Consider the following 20,965-nt stretch of genomic DNA (forward strand, 5'->3'; position numbering starts at 1 on the left):
TATCGTCGAAAATACGATGAGCGGCTTAGGGGAAAAGAAAGGGTTATCTACTTCAGAAGTTGCCGATCATTTAGCCATTCAGCGCAGTAATGCCAGTAAGGATTTAAATAAGCTTGTCAAAGAAGGGCGCGTCGAAAAAAGCGACTCGCGGCCTGTTCGCTACTGGGCGGCAGGGGTCGATCCCAGCAGTAGGGAAAAGTATGTGCCAAGCTACAAAGAAAGTCGCCCGCAAAGAGAAAAAGCCTTCCCTCAACGGGTACAAGGAAAACCCTCTGACCGAGATATTTTTGCGACGATCATCGGTGCCAACGGAAGTATGAAAAATGCCGTTGAGCAGGCGAAAGCAGCGATCTTGTATCCGCCAAAAGGGCTAAACTGCTTGATCACAGGGCCTACTGGTTCTGGGAAAACCTACTTTGCCCATGCAATGTTCCAGTTTGCCAAAAGCAATCAAGTAATTGCCGTTGACAAAGAATTGATCGTCTTTAACTGTGCCGACTATGCAAATAACCCAGAGCTTTTGATGAGCCATTTGTTTGGTTATGTACGGGGGGCATTTACGGGTGCCGATCAAGAGAAGATCGGTATTATTGATCAAGCGGATGAGAGTATGTTGTTTCTCGATGAGATCCATCGATTACCGCCAGAAGGGCAAGAAATGATTTTTTACTTTATGGACCATGGAACGTTTAGTCGTTTAGGGGAAACGGGCAAAAATCATCAAGCGAATGTCCGAATCGTTGGAGCGACTACCGAAGACCCCAACTCAACGCTATTAGATACCTTTACCCGACGCATTCCTATCAATATTCAACTGCCCTTCTTTGAGAAACGACCCGCATCAGAAAAAGTCGATCTCGTTCGGGTGTTAGTCGGGCAAGAGGCGTCCCGTATTCAGCGGACGATCACCTTGACAGAAGATGTAGTCAAAGCGTTGATCGGCAGTGTCAGTTTTGGGAATATCGGTCAATTGAAATCCAATGTCCAGCTCGTCTGTGCACGGGGCTTTTTGAATCATATGCAACAAGATGAGATTGAGATCGATTTGATCGATTTGCCAGAAGGGATTCGTTCTGGATTGATCGTTTTGGGGAATCGCCGCAATGAGCTGGCGGAGCTTTCTAAGATCCTTGAACCGAAGATCAGCATTCAACCGAATCAAAACTTAAACAATATTCAATCAGATTCCTATGAATTGCCTTACAATCTCTACGACATCATCGGGGATAAAGCAGCCTTATTAAAAGCAGATGGTTTGGATCAAGAAGCAATCAATCATTTTATTTCAACCGATATCAATGTTCATTTGAAATCTTTTTATAAAGATCACGGCTTCTCTTTTAATTCTGTTAATAAACTAAGTGAATTTGTCGATCAGAAAGTGATCAGTGTAACAAATCAAATTTATGAGATGGTTCGGAAACGGTTAAATTACGATTTCCAGCAAAACTTTATTTACGCGATGAGTTTGCATATCAGTTCTTTTTTGAAAAAGATCCATTTGGGAGAAGAACGGCAAACCAACGACAACATTCGTCAAATGGTGGCGGATTACCCCCAAGAGTTCGAAGTTGCCAAAGAAGTCCGCGACTTCATCGGCGACAGCTTTCACGTGGCGATTCCTGAAAGTGAATCCTATTACTTGGCAGTTCTATTGGTTTCACTGCGTACGACACATTCCTCTGGGAAAATTGGTGTCGTTGTGGCAGCTCACGGCAACAGTACGGCTAGTAGTATGGTACAAGTAGTCAAGCAGCTGTTGGAAGTCGATCAAGTGACAGCGGTGGACATGCCATTAGATATGCCACCGGCTGTGGCGTTGAAAAAAATCGTGGATAGTGTACGAGCAGTCAATGACGGCAGTGGGGTGATCCTCTTAGTCGATATGGGGTCCTTAGCGACCTTTAATAATGAAATCCAGCGAGAAACGGGTGTGGCTGTTCGAACAGTCGATATGGTGACTACCTCCATCGTCCTCGAGACGGTCCGTAAAGCATCAGTGATCGGCACGGACCTCGATCAGCTCTATGATTCATTACGGAAGTTCCGCGGATACGGAGCGGTCACTGTGGAAGAACCAGTGACACAAAACCACCACCCTAAAGCGATTCTAGCGGTCTGCGCTTCGGGAAAAGGGACAGCGCAGCGCATCAAAGAATTGATCCAAAGCTCATTGTCAAAACGCCAAAATCAAAATGTTGACGTAGTGACCTTATCGGTGGCGGATCTGAGAACGGACTTGGATCAGATTCAACAGCGCTACCGGCTGATTGCCGCAACGGGGATCATTGATCCGCATATCGATGCACCGTTTATTTCATTAGAACGTTTTATCGACCAAGATGTTGATCTTTTGTTGGATGATATCTTATTGGAAAACGATTTGAGTTTTGAAGATGAAGTGCAGCTAGATGATCGGCAGGCAAAGGAAATCTGTGTTCGGTATTTAGAGGAAAACTTTACCTATATCAATGCGAAAAAAGTGGTAGAGCCGTTGTGGAAATTTGGCGAAGAGATCATTCACGATTTGGATTTGGTAGGGGCGCAGCAAGGCTTTCAGATCAATTTTGTGATGCATGGCGCAGGTATGCTGGAGCGGATCTTATTGCGTCAACCATTGACTGTTTCTGAAATTGATTTAGCAGCGATGGAGGAGAATCCTCTTTACGGCCAATTGCATGTGCATGTCCAATCATTTTCGCGCTTGATGAATTTCGAAGTGCCGAAGACAGAAGAGTATTACCTGCTGGAGCTGATCAAAAACCATCACGAAAAAGAAATGTATTTTTAAATCCTGCAAATAATACAGATACACTAAAAAAGATACAGTATTTTTTAGTGTATCTTTTTTAGTGTATTGTTCGAATGCTGATTCTTAAGGTTTTTCCAAGAATAGTGTATCGAAAAAACTTGGCACGCTTCTTGCTTCTATATAAGTGGATACAGGAGGTGATTGAAAAAAGAACAGATCCTCAATATGAAAAGCGGATCGATGGATGTAGGAGGCTTGCACAATGGGAATGGATATACGTCTTGCCCGAATCGACGATCGGTTGATTCATGGTCAGGTCGCCACAGCTTGGTCGAAAATGACTGGTATCAATCGAATCATCGTGGTCAGTGATGAGGTCGCAAATGACCAATTACGGAAGTTTCTATTGAAAGAAGCTGCTCCACCAGGAATCAAATCCAATGTGGTGACAGTAGCAAAAATGCTTGAGGTGGCGCATAACACATTATTTAATACGCAAAAAGTCATGTTATTATTTACCAACCCTCAAGATGTCGTGACTCTGGTCAAAGGAGGCATTGACATTCGTTCCGTCAATATCGGCGGCATGAGCTTTTCAATGGGAAAACGGATGATCACTAATTTCGTGTCAGTCAATGATCAAGATCTTGCTTCGCTGCTTTATTTGCAAAATCAAGGCATAGAAGTAGAGATACGCAAAGTTCCAGCTGATCGTAAAATCTTTTTGAAGGATATTTTGGAAAAAGAAGGTAGTCACCCTTAATTTTTTCGATGTTGTTTTTTCTTTCGTATTCGTGTCACATTTTTCAATTTTGATATAGGAGGTAAAAAGATGGTAGGAATTATCCTAGCAAGTCATGGAGAATTTGCTAACGGCATTTTGCAATCTGGTTCAATGATCTTCGGCGAACAAGAAAATGTTAAAGCTGTTACATTGATGCCAAGTGAAGGTCCAGATGACATCAAGGCAAAAATGCAAGAAGCAATTGCTACATTTGACGATCAAGAAGAAGTATTATTCTTAGTTGATCTTTGGGGTGGTACTCCTTTCAACCAAGCAAACAGCTTGTTTGAAGATCACAAAGACAAATGGGCAATCGTTGCTGGTATGAATTTACCAATGGTGATCGAAGCCTATGCTTCACGTTTTTCAATGAACACTGCGCATGAAATCGCTGCGCACATCGTTGAAACAGCTAAAGAAGGGGTTAAGGTCAAACCAGAAGAGCTTGAACCAGAAGAAGCGACAGCACCAAAAGCTGTGCAAGACGATCAACCTAAAGGATCACTTCCTCCGGGAACTGTTCTAGGCGATGGCAAAATCAAAATCGTGCTTGCGCGTGTGGATTCTCGTTTGCTACATGGTCAAGTCGCTACAGCTTGGACAAAATCAGTTAATCCATCTCGGATCATCGTTGTTTCTGATGCAGTGGCAAAAGATGATTTGCGTAAAAAACTGATCGAACAAGCAGCTCCTCCAGGAGTAAAAGCGAACGTCATTCCAGTGGATAAAATGATCGAAGTTTCTAAAGACCCTCGTTTCGGGAATACGAAAGCTTTACTATTATTTGAAAACCCACAAGATGTGTTGCGTGCAGTTGAAGGTGGCGTTGACATCACTGAGGTGAACGTTGGTTCAATGGCTCACTCTGTTGGGAAAGTTGTTGTAAGTAAAGTATTGTCGATGGGTACGGACGATGTGAAGACATTTGAAGATCTAAAAGGACGCGGCATCAAATTCGATGTGCGTAAAGTGCCAAATGACTCTCGAGACAACATGGACGAAATCTTACGCAAAGCCAAAAATGAATTGGCGAATAAATAGAAACGTATTCAACTAAATAGGAGGTCTATCATGACTATTATATCTATGGTATTAGTAGTACTCGTTGCCTTTTTAGCTGGTATGGAAGGAATCTTGGATGAATTCCAATTCCATCAACCGCTAGTCGCGTGTACTTTGATCGGTTTAGTGACCGGTAATTTGGAAGCATGTATCATTTTGGGCGGATCATTACAAATGATCGCACTTGGATGGGCAAATATCGGTGCCGCTGTTGCACCTGATGCTGCATTGGCGTCTGTTGCATCTGCAATTATTTTAGTTTTAGGTGGACAAGGAACTGCTGGTGTTGATACAGCGATTGCCGTTGCGATCCCTCTAGCTGTTGCTGGTTTGTTCTTGACAATGATCGTTCGTACATTAGCTGTGCCAATCGTTCACTTTATGGATGCTGCTGCTGAAGAAGGCAACATTCGTAAAATCGAAATGTGGCACGTGATCGCTGTATGTATGCAAGGGGTTCGTATTGCGATTCCTGCAGCTGCATTGTTGGCTATCCCTGCTGCAACTGTTCAAAACTTCTTAGAATCAATGCCTGCATGGTTAACTGATGGTATGGCTATCGGTGGTGGTATGGTCGTTGCCGTTGGTTATGCAATGGTTATCAACATGATGGCAACTCGCGAAGTATGGCCATTCTTCATTATCGGTTTCGTTATCGCAGCTATTTCTCAATTGACATTGATCGCTATCGGTGCTTTGGCAGTAGCAATCGCATTGATCTACTTGAACCTAACTAAAATGGGCGGATCATCAAATGGAGGCGGCGGCAGCAACACTGGCGACCCTCTAGGCGATATCTTGAATGACTATTAGAATCGAAGGAGGAGAAAAAAATGGCAGAAAAAATTCAATTAAATAAAAAAGATCGTTTAGCCGTAGCATGGCGCTCTACCTTCATTCAAGGTTCATGGAACTATGAACGTATGCAAAATGGTGGTTGGGCATTCTCAATGATTCCAGCAATCAAAAAATTATACAAAACAAAAGAAGACCGTGCCGCTGCTTTGAAGCGTCACTTAGAATTCTTTAACACTCACCCATATATCGCATCACCAATCTTAGGGGTAACGTTAGCGTTAGAAGAAGAACGTGCCAATGGCGCGGCTGTCGATGACGTAGCGATCCAAGGGGTTAAAGTTGGGATGATGGGTCCTTTAGCCGGTGTCGGTGACCCTGTGTTCTGGTTTACTGTACGTCCGATGTTAGGTGCATTAGGTGCTTCTCTTGCTTTAGGCGGAAACATCTTAGGCCCAATCATCTTCTTCGTTGCTTGGAACATCATCCGTTGGGCATTTATGTGGTACACACAAGAATTCGGCTACCGTGCTGGTTCAAAAATCACTGATGACCTTTCAGGCGGATTGTTGCAAGATGTAACAAAAGGTGCTTCAATTTTAGGGATGTTCGTATTAGGGTCACTCGTTCAGCGTTGGGTATCGATCTCATTTGCGCCAGTTGTCTCAAGCGTACCGCTTGATGAAGGTGCTTATGTCGATTGGGCGAACTTGCCTTCTGGCTCTGCTGGTTTGCAACAAGCCTTCCAACAAGTTGCTGAAGGCCGTGCGTTGACTGATACAAAAGTAACAACATTGCAAAACAACTTGGATCAATTGATTCCTGGTCTAGCTGCACTATTGCTTACTTTATTATGTATGTGGTTATTGAAGAAAAAAGTTTCTCCAATCATCATTATTATCGGTCTATTCTTAGTCGGTATCGGTGGACACTTGATCGGATTGTTATAATCTTTTCAATGAAAGGTGCTTGGGGCAACCCAAGTACCTTTTTATTTATTCGCCAAACCTGCTGCAAACACGTATAATAAGATAATAAGACGATATAGAATGGAGTAAGCGCAAATGGTACAATCTCTTAATACAAAAGTGGATTTGACGATCGATGCTACGTCTTTTTTAGGGATCAATGAGTACGGCAAAATTATGATCGGCGATAAAGCCTTTGAGTTTTACAATGACCGTGACAAACGCAAGTTTATTCAGATCCCATGGGAAGATGTCGACTATGTGATCGCTTCGGTCATGTTCAAAGGCCGTTGGATACCACGCTATGCGATCCGCACCAAAAAGAATGGCACGTATACCTTCTCCTCAAAAGAACCAAAAAAAGTCTTGCGAGCGATTCGTGAATACGTCGATCCAGACCATATGGTGCATTCATTAGGCTTTTTTGATGTATTGAAACGAGCCTTCACTCGCAGAAAATAACAAGAGAGCATATATTTTTCCAATTGATTCTCAATATGGTACCCTTTTTATAAGAAAGTTTAGGAGGGGTTAGTATGCACTTTTTATGGACATTGATCGTAGGAGCGGTCATCGGTTCAATCGGTGGTGCCATTGCAGGCGAAAAACGCGGTTGTATTTTTGATATCGTTGCAGGACTTGTAGGCGCATCGATTGGTCAAGGCCTTTTTGGCACTTGGGGACCGCAAGTAGCAGGAATGGCTATCGTGCCTGCGATTATCGGCGCGGTCATTTTCGTGGCAGTCGTATCGTTCTTTTTGGGACGTAAAAGATAATTATCAAAAAAGCAATTCATTGATTGAATTGCTTTTTTTTGTGCACGGAAGCCATCATTTAGAAGAGAACAACGAAAGATCACACGGCAATCTTTTTAAAGTACTCTATCGTTTATTCATATTGCTTGATTTTTTAGAAAACTTTTCGCTTGCTTTCCGCTTTTTCTGGAAGTTTGTTATAATACTATCGTATAGAACAAGAAAGTAGGGAACGATACATGTTAAGAGTTGAAAAATTACGTGAAGCAATGAGAAAAGATTCGATTGATGGGTTCTTGATCACCAGCCCATACAATTTGCGTTACTTGACAAACTTTACTGGGACAACTGGTTTAGCAATCATTACGTTGGACAAAGCTTTTTTTGTAACAGATTTCCGATATACAGAGCAAGCAGCTGCCCAAGCTCAAGGATTTGAGATCGTAAAAAATAGCGGACCGATTTTTGAAGAAGTTGCAACCATCTGCCAAAAGGAAGAAATCAATGTCTTAGCTTTTGAAGAAAGTTTCGTCAGCTTTGCCGAATACTCCGTCTTAGAAGACTTGATCGAGGAATCATCCCTTGCCCCTGTATCGGGTATGATCGAGGCTTTGCGGGAAGTCAAAGATGAGGAAGAGATCGCATTGATCCAACAAGCCTGCCATATCGCTGATCAAGGATTCGAACATATTTTGAAAATGGTCCGCCCAGGAATGACAGAAATCGAAGTGGCGAATCAGTTAGATTTCTTTATGCGTTCATTAGGTGCCACAAGCGTATCTTTTGAAACGATCGTTGCTAGTGGTCTGCGTTCAGCAATGCCCCATGGGGTTGCCAGTGAAAAAGTGATCGAACAAGGCGATCTGATCACGTTAGACTTTGGCTGTTACTATCAAGGCTATGTGTCTGATATGACTAGAACCTTTGCAGTAGGAGATCCTGGCGATAAATTGAAGGAAATCTATCAAATCGTACTTGAAGCGCAAGAAAAAGTCTTGGCCGCAGCAAAACCTGGAATGACCGGAATTGAACTAGATGCGATCGCTCGGGATCACATTGCTTCCTTTGGCTACGGAGATGCCTTTGGTCATTCAACAGGTCATGGGATTGGTTTAGAGATCCACGAAGGACCAAATGTATCCTTCCGCGCTGATAAAGCATTTGTTGTCGGAAACGTCATTACAGATGAACCAGGAATCTATATTCCAGGAATTGGCGGCGTTCGTATCGAAGATGATCTTTTGATCACCGAAACTGGCAATAAAGTGTTGACACATTCACCGAAAGAATTGATCATTCTCTGATTCATCGACCTTGTTTTTCAGAAAATTCATTGAGAATAGTGGGTTATTATAGATTCTCAGTGCAGAAAATGATAAACTTAGAGCGAGAAGAAACACTGTGCCATGGATGTTATTGATTGAATCAAGCGTTGGTTTGCTTCAAACGGAAAAAACGAGCGGTTTTTTTACAAACAATACGGTACAGCTGTTTAGAATGGAGGCAAAAACGTATGAATGAAGATAAAAACCTTGTATTAAATGCAAGTCCTGAATTAGGCGAGATCGTCATCGCACCAGAAGTGATCGAGATCATTATTGGGATCGCTGCTTCTAAAGTGGAAGGTGTCTATGGGATGCGAGGAACACTGGCAAACAGTGTCACTGAATTATTAGGTCGCGCAGCTCATGGCAAAGGGGTCTACTTAACGATCGATGAAACAGGGATCAAAGTGGACATCTATTGCTATATCACTTATGGGATGTCAGTGCCTAAAGTGGCAATGGAGATCCAAGAACGGGTCAAACAGCAAGTCTTATTTATGACAGATGTACAACTGGCTGAAGTAAATGTTCATGTTGTGGCAGTCGTGCCAGAAAAAGTAGATTTACCAGACATCGAAGAATTATTTGGAAACGATGAGGAAGAAAATGAGTAAAGAATTATCACGGCATGAAATACGGAAAATGGCGTTACAAGCTTTATTTCCACTAGACTTTAATAAAGATTTAACGAAACAAGATGCCATCATGCATGCCATCGAGTTGGAACACCATGAATTGATCGATGAAGAACAAGAGCATTTTGTGCCTGTTTATTTAGATCAATTAGTGGCAGGTGTCTGTCATTACAAAGAAGCCTTGGATGAAGTCATTCAAAATCATTTAAAAGCTGGTTGGAAAATCCAGCGTTTATCAAAAATGGACGTGACGATTTTACGAATTGCTTTGTATGAAATGATCTATGTGGATAATGTGCCGAATCGTGTGGCTTTGAATGAAGCGATCGAGTTAGCGAAAACTTTTAGTGATGATCAGTCCAGAAAGTTTGTCAACGGTATTTTATCGACAGTCAATCAAGAGCTAGAAACAAAAACCAACCAGGTAAGTGAGTAATTTTCAGCCCTAACACGATCGATCAAAAGAGATCAGCTTTTTTTCGATCGAGTCAGAAACCGAACGATTTATGAGCAACCGCCTTGTTTTGACGGTCCTGCTTGATCGTTCGGTTTTTTTGCACGCACTTTGTCGGTTTACCCTCGTTTTTTCCGAAAAAAGGGAGCCTTAGACGGTGTTTTTCTTTTCAGAAAATGCTATGATAGAAAACATGAAGAAGCATATCGACAAACGATTGGTGCGTTTCTTTTTACAAAATAAGTCCGTATAATCAGGTTGGAGGAGTTGTCAGAATGGGTACATTAATCAATGGAAAAGAATTGGCTGAAAAAATGCAAGCAGCGTTTCTTTCAGAGACAGCAACACTAAAAGAGCAGGGTGTGACACCGGGATTAGTTGTTTTGCTTGTTGGAGAAGACAAAGCAAGTCAGACTTATGTGAAAAATAAAGAACTAGCTGCGGCGAAAATCGGCATCAATTCCCGTGTTGCCCGCTACCCTGAATCCATTACTGAGGCAGAATTATTAGCAGAAATCGAACAGTTCAATAACGATGATGCCTTTCATGGAATTTTGGTTCAACTTCCTTTGCCAAAACATATCAATGAAGAAAAAGTCCTGTTAGCCATCAAACCAGAAAAAGATGTCGACGGCTTTCATCCAATCAATTTAGGAAAATTATTCGCAGGTGTACCTGACCGAATTCCTTGTACCCCTTATGGCATTATGAAAATGTTTGCTGCGTATGGGATCGAATTGGAAGGAAAAAATGCCTTAGTGATCGGTCGCAGCAACATTGTCGGAAAACCAATGGCGCACTTGCTCTTGGGGGCAAATGCCACCGTGACTATTGCTCATTCAAAAACCAAAAATCTGCCCGAGTTGGCAAAACAAGCGGACATTTTAGTCGTGGCGATCGGCCGCGGTCATTTTGTCACAAAAGACTTCGTAAAAGAAGGGGCTGTGGTGATTGATGTTGGGATGAATCGTGATGCCAACGGCAAGTTGATCGGCGATGTGAAATTTGATGAAGTCGAACCGATCGCTAGCTATATCACACCGGTACCTAGAGGTGTAGGTCCAATGACGATCACGATGTTGATGGCCCAAACGATCGAGGCAGCAAAGGAGACAATGAAAAACTAAATGGCGCAAGAATATTTAACGGTAACCGCATTAACAAAATATATCAAGCGTAAGTTTGACGTCGATCCGTATCTAGAGCGGGTTTATTTGACGGGGGAGATCTCCAATTTTCGTCGTCGCCCCAATCACCAATACTTTAGTTTGAAGGATGATGGTGCAAAAATTTCGACCGTCATGTTCAAAGGCGCTTTTGACAAGTTGCGCTTTCAACCAGAAGAGGGCATGAAAGTCATGGCGGTTGGGCGTATCACTCTGTATGAGGCAAGCGGAAATTACCAGATGGTGATCGATCATATGGAACCAGACGGTGTCGGCGCTCTTTATCAAGCCTATGAACAATTAAAGCAGAAATTGGCAGCAGAAGGTTTATTTTCTGCACCGAAGCAGTCCTTGCCGAAATACCCGAAACGCATCGCAGTTTTGACCAGTCCTAGTGGGGCGGTGATCAGAGATATCATCACGACGACACAGCGGCGTTACCCCATTGCTCAGATCGTTTTGTATCCAACCGTGGTACAAGGCAATAAAGCTGCGGATGATGTGGTGAAAAATATCCAACGAGTCGAAGCCGATGGGACCTTTGATACTATGATCATCGGACGTGGGGGTGGATCGATCGAGGACCTCTGGCCTTTCAATGAAGAACGAGTGGCAAGAGCCATTTTTGATGCAAAAACCCCCATTATTTCTTCAGTGGGGCATGAAACCGATACGACGATTGCCGATTTAGTGGCGGATGTACGGGCGGCAACTCCGACCGCCGCTGCCGAATTAGCGGTGCCAGTGCTGTCGGAGGAGATTATGCGGATCGAAGAAAGACAAGCCCGATTAGAGCAAGCATTTATGCACCAGATCCGGTACAAACAAGAGCGCTATCAGCGAGTGATTGGATCGTATGTTTTTCGACAACCAGAGCGCTTGTATGAGGCACAGTCGATCAAACTCGATCAGTTGCAGCAGCGGATGCAGCAAGGCTTGCAAACCTTGCTTTATGACAAGGATCGCCAGGCACAGCAATTGATTTCACGGCTGGCCCAGCAACAACCAAAAGCGCGATTACAAGCCAGCAATCAAGAGGTCAGCTATCTTTCTCAACGCTTAACGAAAGCTATGAAAGATATTTATGCGGCAAAAGAAAATCAATTTGCAAATGCAGTCCAATCCCTTGATTTGTTAAGCCCACTAAAAATCATGGGACGCGGCTACAGCTATACCACGAAAAATGAGCAGGTGATCAAATCGATTGATGCGATCGAGCCAGAAGATCAGCTGACGATCCATTACCAAGATGGCCAAGCACTGGTCGAAGTTATTAGTACAGAAGGAGTTAATCATGGCAAATCCAACATTTGAAGAATCATTACAAGAATTAGAACAAATCGTAACCCGTTTGGAACAAGGCGATGTTCCATTGGAAGAAGCGTTAGATGCTTTTCAAAAAGGCATGGTTTTGAGCAAGCAATGCAAGGACACCTTGAGTAAAGCGGAAAAATCCTTAACAAAAATGATGACTGAATCCAATGAAGAAATCCCCTTTGAAGAGGAAAGCCAATGAGTGCTTTGAAGGAATTTACGAAAGAACACGCCCCATTGATCGAAGAAGTTATGGAACGTTTTGTCAAAGAACACACTTCTGATCAACGACTATTTGAAAGCATGCAGTATTCGATCCAAGCTGGCGGCAAACGCATTCGCCCGCTTTTATTGGTAGCAACAGTCGCCGCTTTTCACAAACCCGTCAATACCGCGGTGTACCAGTGTGCAGCAGCCCTAGAAATGGTGCATACGTATTCGCTGATCCATGATGATCTGCCAGCAATGGACAACGATGATCTGCGTCGAGGAAAACCCACCAACCATAAGGTTTTTGGTGAAGCTTTAGCGATTTTAGCTGGAGATGGTCTTTTGACGGCTGCGTTTCAATTAGTCGCTATGGCGGAAATCGAAGCCAATCAAAAAGTCTTGCTGCTGCAGCAGTTGAGTAAAGCAGCGGGCACGCAAGGGATGGTCGCCGGCCAAGCAGCTGATATTCAAGGGGAGAACCAAGCCCTTCGTCTTGAGGAGCTCATGTCAATCCATGAACGAAAGACTGGAGAATTGATCCGCTTTGCGGTGATTGCTGGTGGTGTCTTAGCCGACCAGACGGAAGAGGTTCTGCATGAATTGGATCGCTTTGCCCAGCATATTGGGTTAGCCTTTCAAATTCGCGACGATCTGTTAGATGCCACTAGTACGACCGAAGAGCTAGGCAAAGTTGTCCGCCGAGATGACGAGTTGGCGAAAAGTACCTATCCTGCTTTACTTGGCTTAGCAGGCGCGCAGCAAGCCTTGACTGAAGAATTGGGCAAAGCCAAAGAAATTCTGGCACAGTTAAGCCAATACGGTCAATTTACGCAGGATGTTTTATTAGCATTTGTGGAACGATTTGAGATTCGAGGGAACGCATGAAGAAAGAACGAGTAGATGTTTTAGCTGTCCAGCAAGGCCTCTTTGAGACCCGCGAGCAAGCCAAACGAGGAGTGATGGCTGGATTGGTGTACAAAGAAAAAAACAATGAGCGCTTAGATAAGCCTGGAGAAAAAATTGCCGCAGATACACTGCTGCAGATCAAAGGGAAGAAGCTGCCTTATGTTTCTCGTGGTGGTCTCAAGTTAGAAAAAGCACTCAAAGTTTTTGATTTTGACGTAACCGATAAAATCATGTTAGATATCGGCGCTTCCACCGGTGGCTTTACTGATGCGGCGTTGCAAAATGGCGCCAAAAAAAGCTATGCACTGGATGTCGGTTACAATCAGTTAGCATGGAAGCTGCGGCAAGATGAGCGAGTGATCGTAATGGAACGGGTCAACTTCCGTTATGCAAAACCAACAGACTTCCTGGATGGTCTTCCTGAAGCTGCTACGATCGATGTTTCTTTTATTTCACTTAAACTGATCTTACCTCCCCTTTATGATATTTTGGTAGCGGATGGCGAAGTGATGGCGCTGATCAAACCACAATTTGAAGCGGGCAAAGAAGCGGTCGGAAAAAATGGGATCGTTCGTGACCCCAAAACCCATGAACGAGTGTTGGAGGAAGTACTGGCATTCGCTAAGAAAACAAAATTCGATGTATTAAACCTAAGTTTTTCACCAATCACTGGTGGCGAAGGGAATATCGAGTTTATCGTACATTTAAAGAAAAGCCTGCAAGAAGGCACCGCAGCAGGGATCGACATCCCGAAAGTTGTTGCATCAGCACATGAGACCTTTCATCAACCAAAATAAAGAATGGAAGAGAGTGGACATTTTACTTGTCGGCTCTCTTTCTTTCTTGCGCAAAATAGGATAAAATTAGTAGGAATTCATTCAGGAGGAACAAGAGATGAGAAAAAAAGAACGGCATCGCTTGATTACACGATTGTTAAGTGAACAAGATATTCAGAAACAAGAAGATTTTGTCGAGTTGCTAAAAGATCGCGGCGTCTCAGTCACACAAGCAACCATATCAAGGGATATCAAGGAATTGAAGTTAGTGAAAGTTCCTTCCCAAAAAGGCGGCTATCGCTATAGTATTCCACAAGAGACAACAGAAGACGTGAGTGGTAAACTAGATAAAATCCTAAAAACGGCGTTTGTTTCTGTCGATCGAATGGACAAATTTGTGATCCTGCGCACACTGCCTGGCAATGCTTCGGCTTTGGCGAATTTGATCGATAAGCGTTATGCCAAAGAATTATTTGGCACGCTAAACGATGATGACAACGTCTTGATGATCACTAGAACAGAAGCAGATACCGAGAACCTATTCAAGGATTTCCAACGTTACGTATAAAAGAGGAGGCAAGGGATGCTTTTAGAATTGTCGATCCAAAATTTTGCGATTATCTCCAACTTGCACCTGTCTTTTCATGAGGGAATGACGGCTCTAACAGGTGAAACAGGTGCTGGGAAATCAATCATTATCGATGCGATGGGCTTACTAGCAGGTGGCAGAGGATCCAGTGACTATTTGCGTCAAGGCGCAGAAAAATGCCGTTTGGAAGGGATTTTTGAATGGCCGAATCAGCAGGAGTTCAAAGAATTGACCGCAGATCTGGGTATTGATGAAGAGGAAGTTCTGATCGTACAACGGGATATCTCTCAATCGGGTAAAACTATTTGTCGTGTTAATGGTCGAACTGTTACCTTGTCGGTTTTGCGCCAAATCGGCTTGTTTTTAGTTGATATCCAAGGACAAAATGAGCATCAAGAGCTGCTGCAGCCAGAAAAACATTTGGCGTTGATGGATGGTTTTGGAGATGATGCCTTTAAAGCGGAACTTGCAAGTTACCGTCAAGCCTATCAAGCCTATCGCTCCTTAGAAAAACATGTGCGGACCATTCAAGAAAATGAACAGCTCTATGTGCAGCGAATGGACATGCTGCGTTTTCAACAAGAAGAGATCGCCCAAGCGGAATTGATGGAAAATGAAGAAGAGCAGCTGATCGATGAACGAGAAAAACTGACCAATTATCAAAAAATCGTGGATGCTCTAGGGCAAAGCTATGGCGCTCTATCCGCCGAAGAAGTTAATAGCCTAGATGGAGTCAGTGTGGCATTATCAGAGATCCAGTCGATCGCCCATCTTGATCCTGCGTATGAAAAAATCAGTGAAGCGATCCAAAGTGCGTATTACTTGTTGCAAGATGCAGCCACTGATATTTCGCGGCAAGTCGACAACCTTGAATTAGATGAAGGCCGACTGGAAGAAGTCATTTCACGGCTGGAAACGATTCGTCAATTGAAGCGCAAATACGGGGAATCGATTCCTGTGATCCTTGCTTATTATGACGAGATCAGCAAAGAAATCAGCGAATCAGCCTATACGGAAGGTCAGTTGGAGCAATTAGAAGAAGAGCTTGCCCAAAAAGCTGAAGCAGTTTGGCAGCTGGCGGAAGCCTTGCACGTCAAACGACGTGAACTGGCTCATCGTTTAGAAAAAGAAATCGTTCAAGAGTTAAAAGAGCTGTATATGGACCACGCGCAATTTGAAGTACGGTTTGCATCTGGCTCAAAACAATTAAGCAGCAGCGGCTTTGATACCGTGGAGTTTTATTTGACCACCAACCCCGGTGAAGGCATGAAACCGTTAGTGCGAGTTGCTTCTGGAGGAGAGCTTTCCCGAATCTTATTAGCGCTTAAATCGATTTTCTCCCGCAAGCAAGGAATCACTAGTATTGTCTTTGATGAGGTGGATACTGGGGTCAGTGGCCGAGTAGCTCAGGCGATCGCCGAAAAAATCGCCAAGATCGCTGCGAATTCGCAAGTCTTGTGTATCACCCACTTGCCGCAAGTAGCGGCTGTGGCGGACAATCAATATTTTATCGAAAAAGCAATTCAAGAAGGTCGGACAGAAACCCATGTCCGTAAATTATCAGAAGAAGAACGAGTGGCTGAGATCGCCCGTATGCTCTCAGGTGCAGAAATCACCGATTTAACAATTGAACATGCACGAGAACTATTGGCGCTGGCTCACCGATAAAAATTGGAAACACTTATAGAAAGATTCAGGAGATGATGGACTCGCAAGTTTCGTCTGCCATCCTTTCCTGATCTTCTTTTTTGCAGGAGGACATGATGAGAAAAAGAACAAAAGTCTTGATCGGTGTATTGATCACCGTTGTTATTTTAACTATTGCCGGTTGGGTCGGTTGGCAACAACTGCATTACCCAGCAGTGGATGCTGCAGTTACAGCTGCGAAAGAGGCAGATGATGAGGGAAATGTCCTCTATTTTGCTGGAGATGAAGAAAAGCCTTTGGTTATTTTCTATCCTGGTGCGCTTGTCGATGCCGAAAGCTATAGTGTATGGGCAGCAGGTTTAGCGGAAAAAGGCTATTCTGTAGCGATCGTTAAAATGCCCTTTAACATGGCTGTTTTAGCAGGCAATCGTGCAGAAGAGGTCTTGAAAGAAATTCCCCATAGCTCCTATGTCATTGGCGGTCATTCATTAGGTGGCGTCATGGCAAGCCGTTTTGCAGCGAATCAGTTGGCTGAAAACGACAACGAGTTAAAAGGCGTCTTTTTCTTTGCTAGTTACCCAGATGAAAAAGGATCCTTAGCTGATCAATCGATTGCTGTGTTGTCACTCTCAGGCAGTCAAGACCAAGTAGTGAATCAAGAAAATTGGCAGGCTGCCCGCAGCCTCCTTCCAGAAACTACGACGTTCCAAACGATCGAAGGCGGCAATCATGCTGGCTTTGGTACCTATGGGTTACAAAAAGGAGAAGCAGCAGCGGATCTACCAAATGAAGCACAGCAAGAAGCCATCATTGAGCAGATGGCGGCATGGTTAAGTGAATTAGAATAAAAAAAGACGGCAGAAGATGCATAGGAATGCTTCTTTCTGCCGTTTCGATTCAACAGACATTTTGGGGAAATGTTGATGAAATCGTGAAAACGCTGAACATAACAACATATTGTACTTGATTGGGGAAGCAAGATTAATAATTATGTTCTTTTTAAAATACGTTTCCTCTCACAGTATAGCACAGCATACCTTCTGGATGCACGTAATTTAATTAAGAAATCTTGTCATTTTATTTACAAAATAGTTATTTTGTAAAAGAAAAAAAGCGTTTTAAATAAAGGGACAGACTCAGCTTAAGAAAAAAAAGCAAATAATAATTTTCATTGATTTCAACTAATGGTAAAATGAAAATAATTGATTTTTACAATCAATGACTTTCGAAAGTACAAGGAGCGTTATGATGAAAAAATTAAAACTTCTAAGTCCTATCATCGGATTGGTTATTTTACTCTCAGGATGTGCAAGCTGGGCAGATCGAGGAGAATCGATCACAGCAGTCGGGTCTTCTGCCTTGCAGCCACTCGTAGAAACCGTTGCGGAAGAATTTCAAAACTCAAATCCTGGGCGATTTATCAATGTCCAAGGAGGCGGGAGCGGCACTGGGTTAAGTCAAGTCCAAGCAGGCGCAGTCGATATTGGGAATTCTGATTTGTTTGCAGAAGAAAAGCCAGGGATCGATGCGGATGCACTCGTTGACCACCGAGTGGCAACGGTGGGTATCACACCGATCGTCAACAAAGGCGTCGGGATCACGGATATTTCAACAGAGGACTTAAAAAATATCTTCTTAGGAAATATTACAAATTGGCGTGAAGTTGGCGGAAATGATCTGCCCATCGTTTTGTTGAATCGGGCGACTGGAAGCGGCACGAGAAGTACGTTTGAAAAATGGATCATGGATGGCGAAACAGCGATTCCTTCCCAAGAGCAAGATTCTAGTGGGATGGTCCGTTCGATTGTTTCAGATACACCAGGCGCCATCAGTTATGTTGCATTTTCTTATGTGACAGATGAAGTCAACGTCCTTTCGATCGATGGGGTTCAACCAACGATTGAAAATGTAACGACCAATGATTGGAAAGTTTGGGCTTACGAGCATATGTATACAAAAGGAGAACCAACGGGATTGACCGCTGAATTTCTCGAATATATGCTTTCTGATGAAGTACAAGAGCATATCGTCGGGGATCTGGGTTATATTCCAATTTCCATCATGCAGGTGGAAAGAGATTGGGAAGGCAACATCGTCGAGTAATCTTTACACAAAATTTACACAAGCTTTAACAGAAATTGATGTTGAACCGATAAACTAATGGTTATGAGTTTAGTTTGATTTTTGAGGAGGAACCCTCGTGGAAAATGTAAAAGAAGTGTTAACAAAAAAATCCAAGCGCGCAAGAATGGAACAAAGAGGAAAGCTGGTTAGCTTTCTATGTATTGCGTTGATTGTATTGGTTGTGATCTCCATTTTTTATTTCGTTGCTAGCCGTGGATTAGCGACATTCTTTGTAGACAAAGTCAATGTTTTCGACTTTTTGTTTGGTACGCAATGGAATCCAAGTGCTGTTGGTCCTGATGGCCAACCATTAGTAGGTGCTTTACCGATGATACTTGGTTCGTTCTTCGTAACCTTCCTATCAGCGATCGTCGCAACACCATTTGCGATCGGTGCAGCAGTCTTTATGGTGGAGATCTCCCCTCGTAACGGAGAGAAGATTTTGCAGCCCGTCATCGAACTATTAGTCGGTATTCCTTCTGTAGTTTATGGTTTTATCGGTTTGTCTGTCATTGTACCAGCAGTCCGTTCTGTTTTTGGCGGTACAGGGTTTGGGATCTTGGCGGGGACCTTTGTCCTATTTATCATGATTTTGCCGACAGTGACTACGATGACTGTCGATGCATTACGGGCAGTCCCTCGGCACTACCGTGAGGCATCCTTAGCTTTAGGTGCAACACGCTGGCAAACGATCTATAAAGTTGTTTTACGAGCAGCTGTCCCTGGGATTTTAACGGCAGTTGTTTTCGGAATGGCTCGCGCATTTGGGGAAGCATTGGCGATCCAAATGGTTATCGGTAATGCGGCATTGATGCCGACGAGCTTAGTGACACCTGCATCAACATTGACATCGATCTTAACCATGGGTATTGGGAATACGATCATGGGAACAGTCCAAAACAACGTTCTATGGTCATTAGCCTTGATTCTCTTATTGATGTCCTTACTATTTAACATTGTCATTCGCTTTATTGGGAAGAAAGGAGCATTGAAATAATGAATGCAAAACGTTCTGATAAAATTGCTACCGGCGTCTTGTATGCTGTTGCTGGAGTCATTGTTTTGATTTTGGCTTCCTTACTATTGTACATTTTGGTACGTGGTATTCCCCATATCAATTGGGAGTTTCTGACTTCTTCTTCAAAAGCGTATCAAGAAGGTGGCGGGATCGGCATCCAATTGTTCAATTCCCTATACTTGCTTTTAGTGACAATGATCATTAGTTTTCCGATTTCTTTAGGAGCGGGGATCTACTTATCAGAATATGCGAAGAAAAACTGGTTGACGGATATCATTCGGACATCGATCGAAATCTTGAGTTCACTGCCTTCTGTGGTTGTCGGTCTTTTTGGTTTCTTGGTCTTTGTTATCCAGTTTGGTTATGGCTTTTCGATCATTTCAGGTGCCTTGGCATTGACTTTCTTCAATTTGCCACTATTGACTAGAAATGTGGAAGAATCTCTACAAGCGATTCATTATACGCAGCGTGAAGCGGGCTTGTCTTTAGGCTTATCCCGTTGGGAAACTGTCACACGCATCATTGTTCCAGAAGCAACACCAGGGATTTTGACTGGGGTCATTCTAAGTTCTGGTCGGATTTTTGGTGAAGCGGCAGCGCTGATCTACACTGCAGGACAAAGTGCACCGGCCCTTGATTTTACCAACTGGAATCCATTGAGTGTTTCCAGCCCGATCGGTCTTTTCCGACAAGCGGAGACGCTGGCAGTCCATATTTGGAAAATCAATACAGAAGGTACGATGCCTGATGGCGCTCAAGTTTCAGCCGGGGCTTCCGCGGTATTGATCATTGCCGTCTTGCTATTTAACTTTGGCGCCCGTGCAGCTGGCAAACGGTTGTACAAGAAAATGACGTCAGCATAAGGAGAATGACAGTATGAACGATTACAATTGGGACGATCGAAATATCATTACCTTCGATAAACCAGAAGATGTGGCGCTTTATACCACTGACTTGCATGTATGGTATGGATCAAATGAAGCCATCAAAGGCATTGATCTACAATTTGAAAAAAATAAAATCACCGCATTGATCGGACCTTCCGGTTGCGGTAAATCAACGTATCTGCGTTCTTTGAATCGAATGAATGATGGGATCGCAAACACGAGAGTCACAGGAAACATCATGTATAAAGGAGTCGACGTCAATACAAAAGAAGTCGATGTCTTCGAAATGCGCAAGCGGATCGGCATGGTTTTCCAACGACCAAATCCTTTCAGTAAATCGATCTATGACAATATCGCCTTTGCTTTACGCCGTCATGGAGAAAGAAACAAAAAGAAATTGGATGAAGCAGTCGAAACCAGCTTGAAACAAGCGGCTCTTTGGGATCAAGTAAAAGACAGTTTAGATAAAAGTGCTTTGGCATTATCTGGTGGACAGCAGCAACGTCTGTGTATCGCTCGAGCAATTGCGATGAAACCAGATATCTTACTTCTAGATGAACCAGCTAGTGCCCTTGATCCAATCTCGACCGGGACAGTGGAAGAAACTCTTATCAACTTGAAAAACGACTATTCTATCATCATCGTGACCCATAATATGCAGCAAGCTGCTCGGATCAGCGATTATACTGCCTTTTTCTACTTAGGAAATGCGATCGAGTACGATGAGACCCGTAAGATATTTACTCGTCCAAAAATTAAAGCAACAGAAGATTACGTATCCGGTCATTTTGGCTGAGC

General features: G+C 43.4%; 22 protein-coding genes. All 22 read left to right on the plus strand.

Annotated features, from left to right (window positions below; translation table 11 throughout):
- Window positions 1-16: 16 nt before the first annotated feature.
- The 22 genes from IGK14_RS06045 (at window position 17) to pstB (ending at window position 20,963) form a co-directional block, all read left to right on the plus strand.
- On the plus strand, window positions 17-2,791 hold the full coding sequence (locus IGK14_RS06045) for a sigma-54-dependent transcriptional regulator (RefSeq protein WP_208788417.1): 2,775 nt from the start codon (window positions 17-19) through the stop codon (window positions 2,789-2,791).
- 229 nt (window positions 2,792-3,020) lie between these two features.
- Window positions 3,021-3,515, plus strand: coding sequence for a PTS system mannose/fructose/N-acetylgalactosamine-transporter subunit IIB (locus IGK14_RS06050; protein ID WP_026008065.1), 495 nt, complete (start codon window positions 3,021-3,023; stop codon window positions 3,513-3,515).
- A gap of 69 nt (window positions 3,516-3,584) precedes the next feature.
- Window positions 3,585-4,577, plus strand: a complete 993-nt coding sequence (locus tag IGK14_RS06055; protein ID WP_005225763.1) for a mannose/fructose/sorbose PTS transporter subunit IIA — start codon at window positions 3,585-3,587, stop codon at window positions 4,575-4,577.
- Between the two features lie 30 nt (window positions 4,578-4,607).
- On the plus strand, window positions 4,608-5,411 hold the full coding sequence (locus IGK14_RS06060) for a PTS mannose/fructose/sorbose transporter subunit IIC (protein ID WP_005225764.1): 804 nt from the start codon (window positions 4,608-4,610) through the stop codon (window positions 5,409-5,411).
- Window positions 5,412-5,431: 20 nt separating this feature from the next.
- Window positions 5,432-6,343 carry a PTS system mannose/fructose/sorbose family transporter subunit IID gene (locus IGK14_RS06065; RefSeq protein WP_154694388.1) on the plus strand — a complete coding sequence of 304 codons (912 nt, stop codon included), beginning with the start codon at window positions 5,432-5,434 and terminating at the stop codon, window positions 6,341-6,343.
- A 114-nt stretch (window positions 6,344-6,457) separates the two neighbouring features.
- On the plus strand, window positions 6,458-6,823 hold the full coding sequence (locus IGK14_RS06070) for a DUF956 family protein (RefSeq protein WP_005225766.1): 366 nt from the start codon (window positions 6,458-6,460) through the stop codon (window positions 6,821-6,823).
- A 74-nt stretch (window positions 6,824-6,897) separates the two neighbouring features.
- Entirely contained in the window at window positions 6,898-7,137 is a 240-nt protein-coding gene (locus IGK14_RS06075; protein ID WP_005225767.1) for a GlsB/YeaQ/YmgE family stress response membrane protein, read from the plus strand.
- A gap of 218 nt (window positions 7,138-7,355) precedes the next feature.
- Window positions 7,356-8,420 carry a M24 family metallopeptidase gene (locus tag IGK14_RS06080; RefSeq protein ID WP_154694389.1) on the plus strand — a complete coding sequence of 355 codons (1,065 nt, stop codon included), beginning with the start codon at window positions 7,356-7,358 and terminating at the stop codon, window positions 8,418-8,420.
- 209 nt (window positions 8,421-8,629) lie between these two features.
- On the plus strand, window positions 8,630-9,055 hold the full coding sequence (locus IGK14_RS06085) for an Asp23/Gls24 family envelope stress response protein (protein WP_005225770.1): 426 nt from the start codon (window positions 8,630-8,632) through the stop codon (window positions 9,053-9,055).
- Entirely contained in the window at window positions 9,048-9,512 is a 465-nt protein-coding gene (gene nusB, locus IGK14_RS06090) for a transcription antitermination factor NusB (protein WP_034858046.1), read from the plus strand. Before IGK14_RS06085 ends, nusB begins: the two co-directional genes overlap by 8 nt.
- Window positions 9,513-9,805: 293 nt before the next feature.
- On the plus strand, window positions 9,806-10,657 hold the full coding sequence (locus tag IGK14_RS06095) for a bifunctional methylenetetrahydrofolate dehydrogenase/methenyltetrahydrofolate cyclohydrolase (protein ID WP_005235351.1): 852 nt from the start codon (window positions 9,806-9,808) through the stop codon (window positions 10,655-10,657).
- Window positions 10,658-12,010 carry an exodeoxyribonuclease VII large subunit gene (gene xseA / locus IGK14_RS06100; RefSeq protein WP_438711868.1) on the plus strand — a complete coding sequence of 451 codons (1,353 nt, stop codon included), beginning with the start codon at window positions 10,658-10,660 and terminating at the stop codon, window positions 12,008-12,010. It begins immediately after the preceding gene.
- Entirely contained in the window at window positions 11,991-12,212 is a 222-nt protein-coding gene (locus tag IGK14_RS06105) for an exodeoxyribonuclease VII small subunit (protein ID WP_121261672.1), read from the plus strand. The genes xseA and IGK14_RS06105 overlap by 20 nt, the downstream gene beginning before the upstream one ends.
- The gene (locus IGK14_RS06110; protein WP_121261670.1) at window positions 12,209-13,105 is read left to right on the plus strand and encodes a polyprenyl synthetase family protein; all 897 of its coding nucleotides are present in this window, start codon (window positions 12,209-12,211) and stop codon (window positions 13,103-13,105) included. Before IGK14_RS06105 ends, IGK14_RS06110 begins: the two co-directional genes overlap by 4 nt.
- Window positions 13,102-13,923 (plus strand): TlyA family RNA methyltransferase, encoded by an 822-nt coding sequence (locus IGK14_RS06115; protein WP_005225776.1) that lies wholly within the window; start codon window positions 13,102-13,104, stop codon window positions 13,921-13,923. Before IGK14_RS06110 ends, IGK14_RS06115 begins: the two co-directional genes overlap by 4 nt.
- A gap of 97 nt (window positions 13,924-14,020) precedes the next feature.
- Window positions 14,021-14,470 carry an arginine repressor gene (gene argR / locus IGK14_RS06120; RefSeq protein ID WP_005225777.1) on the plus strand — a complete coding sequence of 150 codons (450 nt, stop codon included), beginning with the start codon at window positions 14,021-14,023 and terminating at the stop codon, window positions 14,468-14,470.
- Between the two features lie 15 nt (window positions 14,471-14,485).
- Entirely contained in the window at window positions 14,486-16,159 is a 1,674-nt protein-coding gene (gene recN / locus IGK14_RS06125; protein WP_154694391.1) for a DNA repair protein RecN, read from the plus strand.
- A 95-nt stretch (window positions 16,160-16,254) separates the two neighbouring features.
- Window positions 16,255-16,986 (plus strand): alpha/beta hydrolase, encoded by a 732-nt coding sequence (locus tag IGK14_RS06130; protein WP_194185961.1) that lies wholly within the window; start codon window positions 16,255-16,257, stop codon window positions 16,984-16,986.
- A 400-nt stretch (window positions 16,987-17,386) separates the two neighbouring features.
- Window positions 17,387-18,241 (plus strand): phosphate ABC transporter substrate-binding protein PstS, encoded by an 855-nt coding sequence (locus IGK14_RS06135; RefSeq protein WP_010748000.1) that lies wholly within the window; start codon window positions 17,387-17,389, stop codon window positions 18,239-18,241.
- Window positions 18,242-18,338: 97 nt separating this feature from the next.
- Window positions 18,339-19,259, plus strand: a complete 921-nt coding sequence (pstC, locus tag IGK14_RS06140; protein ID WP_005225781.1) for a phosphate ABC transporter permease subunit PstC — start codon at window positions 18,339-18,341, stop codon at window positions 19,257-19,259.
- On the plus strand, window positions 19,259-20,143 hold the full coding sequence (gene pstA, locus IGK14_RS06145) for a phosphate ABC transporter permease PstA (protein ID WP_005225782.1): 885 nt from the start codon (window positions 19,259-19,261) through the stop codon (window positions 20,141-20,143). Before pstC ends, pstA begins: the two co-directional genes overlap by 1 nt.
- Window positions 20,144-20,156: 13 nt before the next feature.
- A complete protein-coding gene (gene pstB, locus IGK14_RS06150) occupies window positions 20,157-20,963 on the plus strand; it encodes a phosphate ABC transporter ATP-binding protein PstB (RefSeq protein WP_005225783.1) in 807 nt (268 codons plus the stop codon).
- Window positions 20,964-20,965 lie beyond the last annotated feature (2 nt).

Source organism: Enterococcus sp. DIV0970a (assembly GCF_051711265.1).
In the GTDB taxonomy this organism is placed as follows: domain Bacteria; phylum Bacillota; class Bacilli; order Lactobacillales; family Enterococcaceae; genus Enterococcus_D; species Enterococcus_D casseliflavus.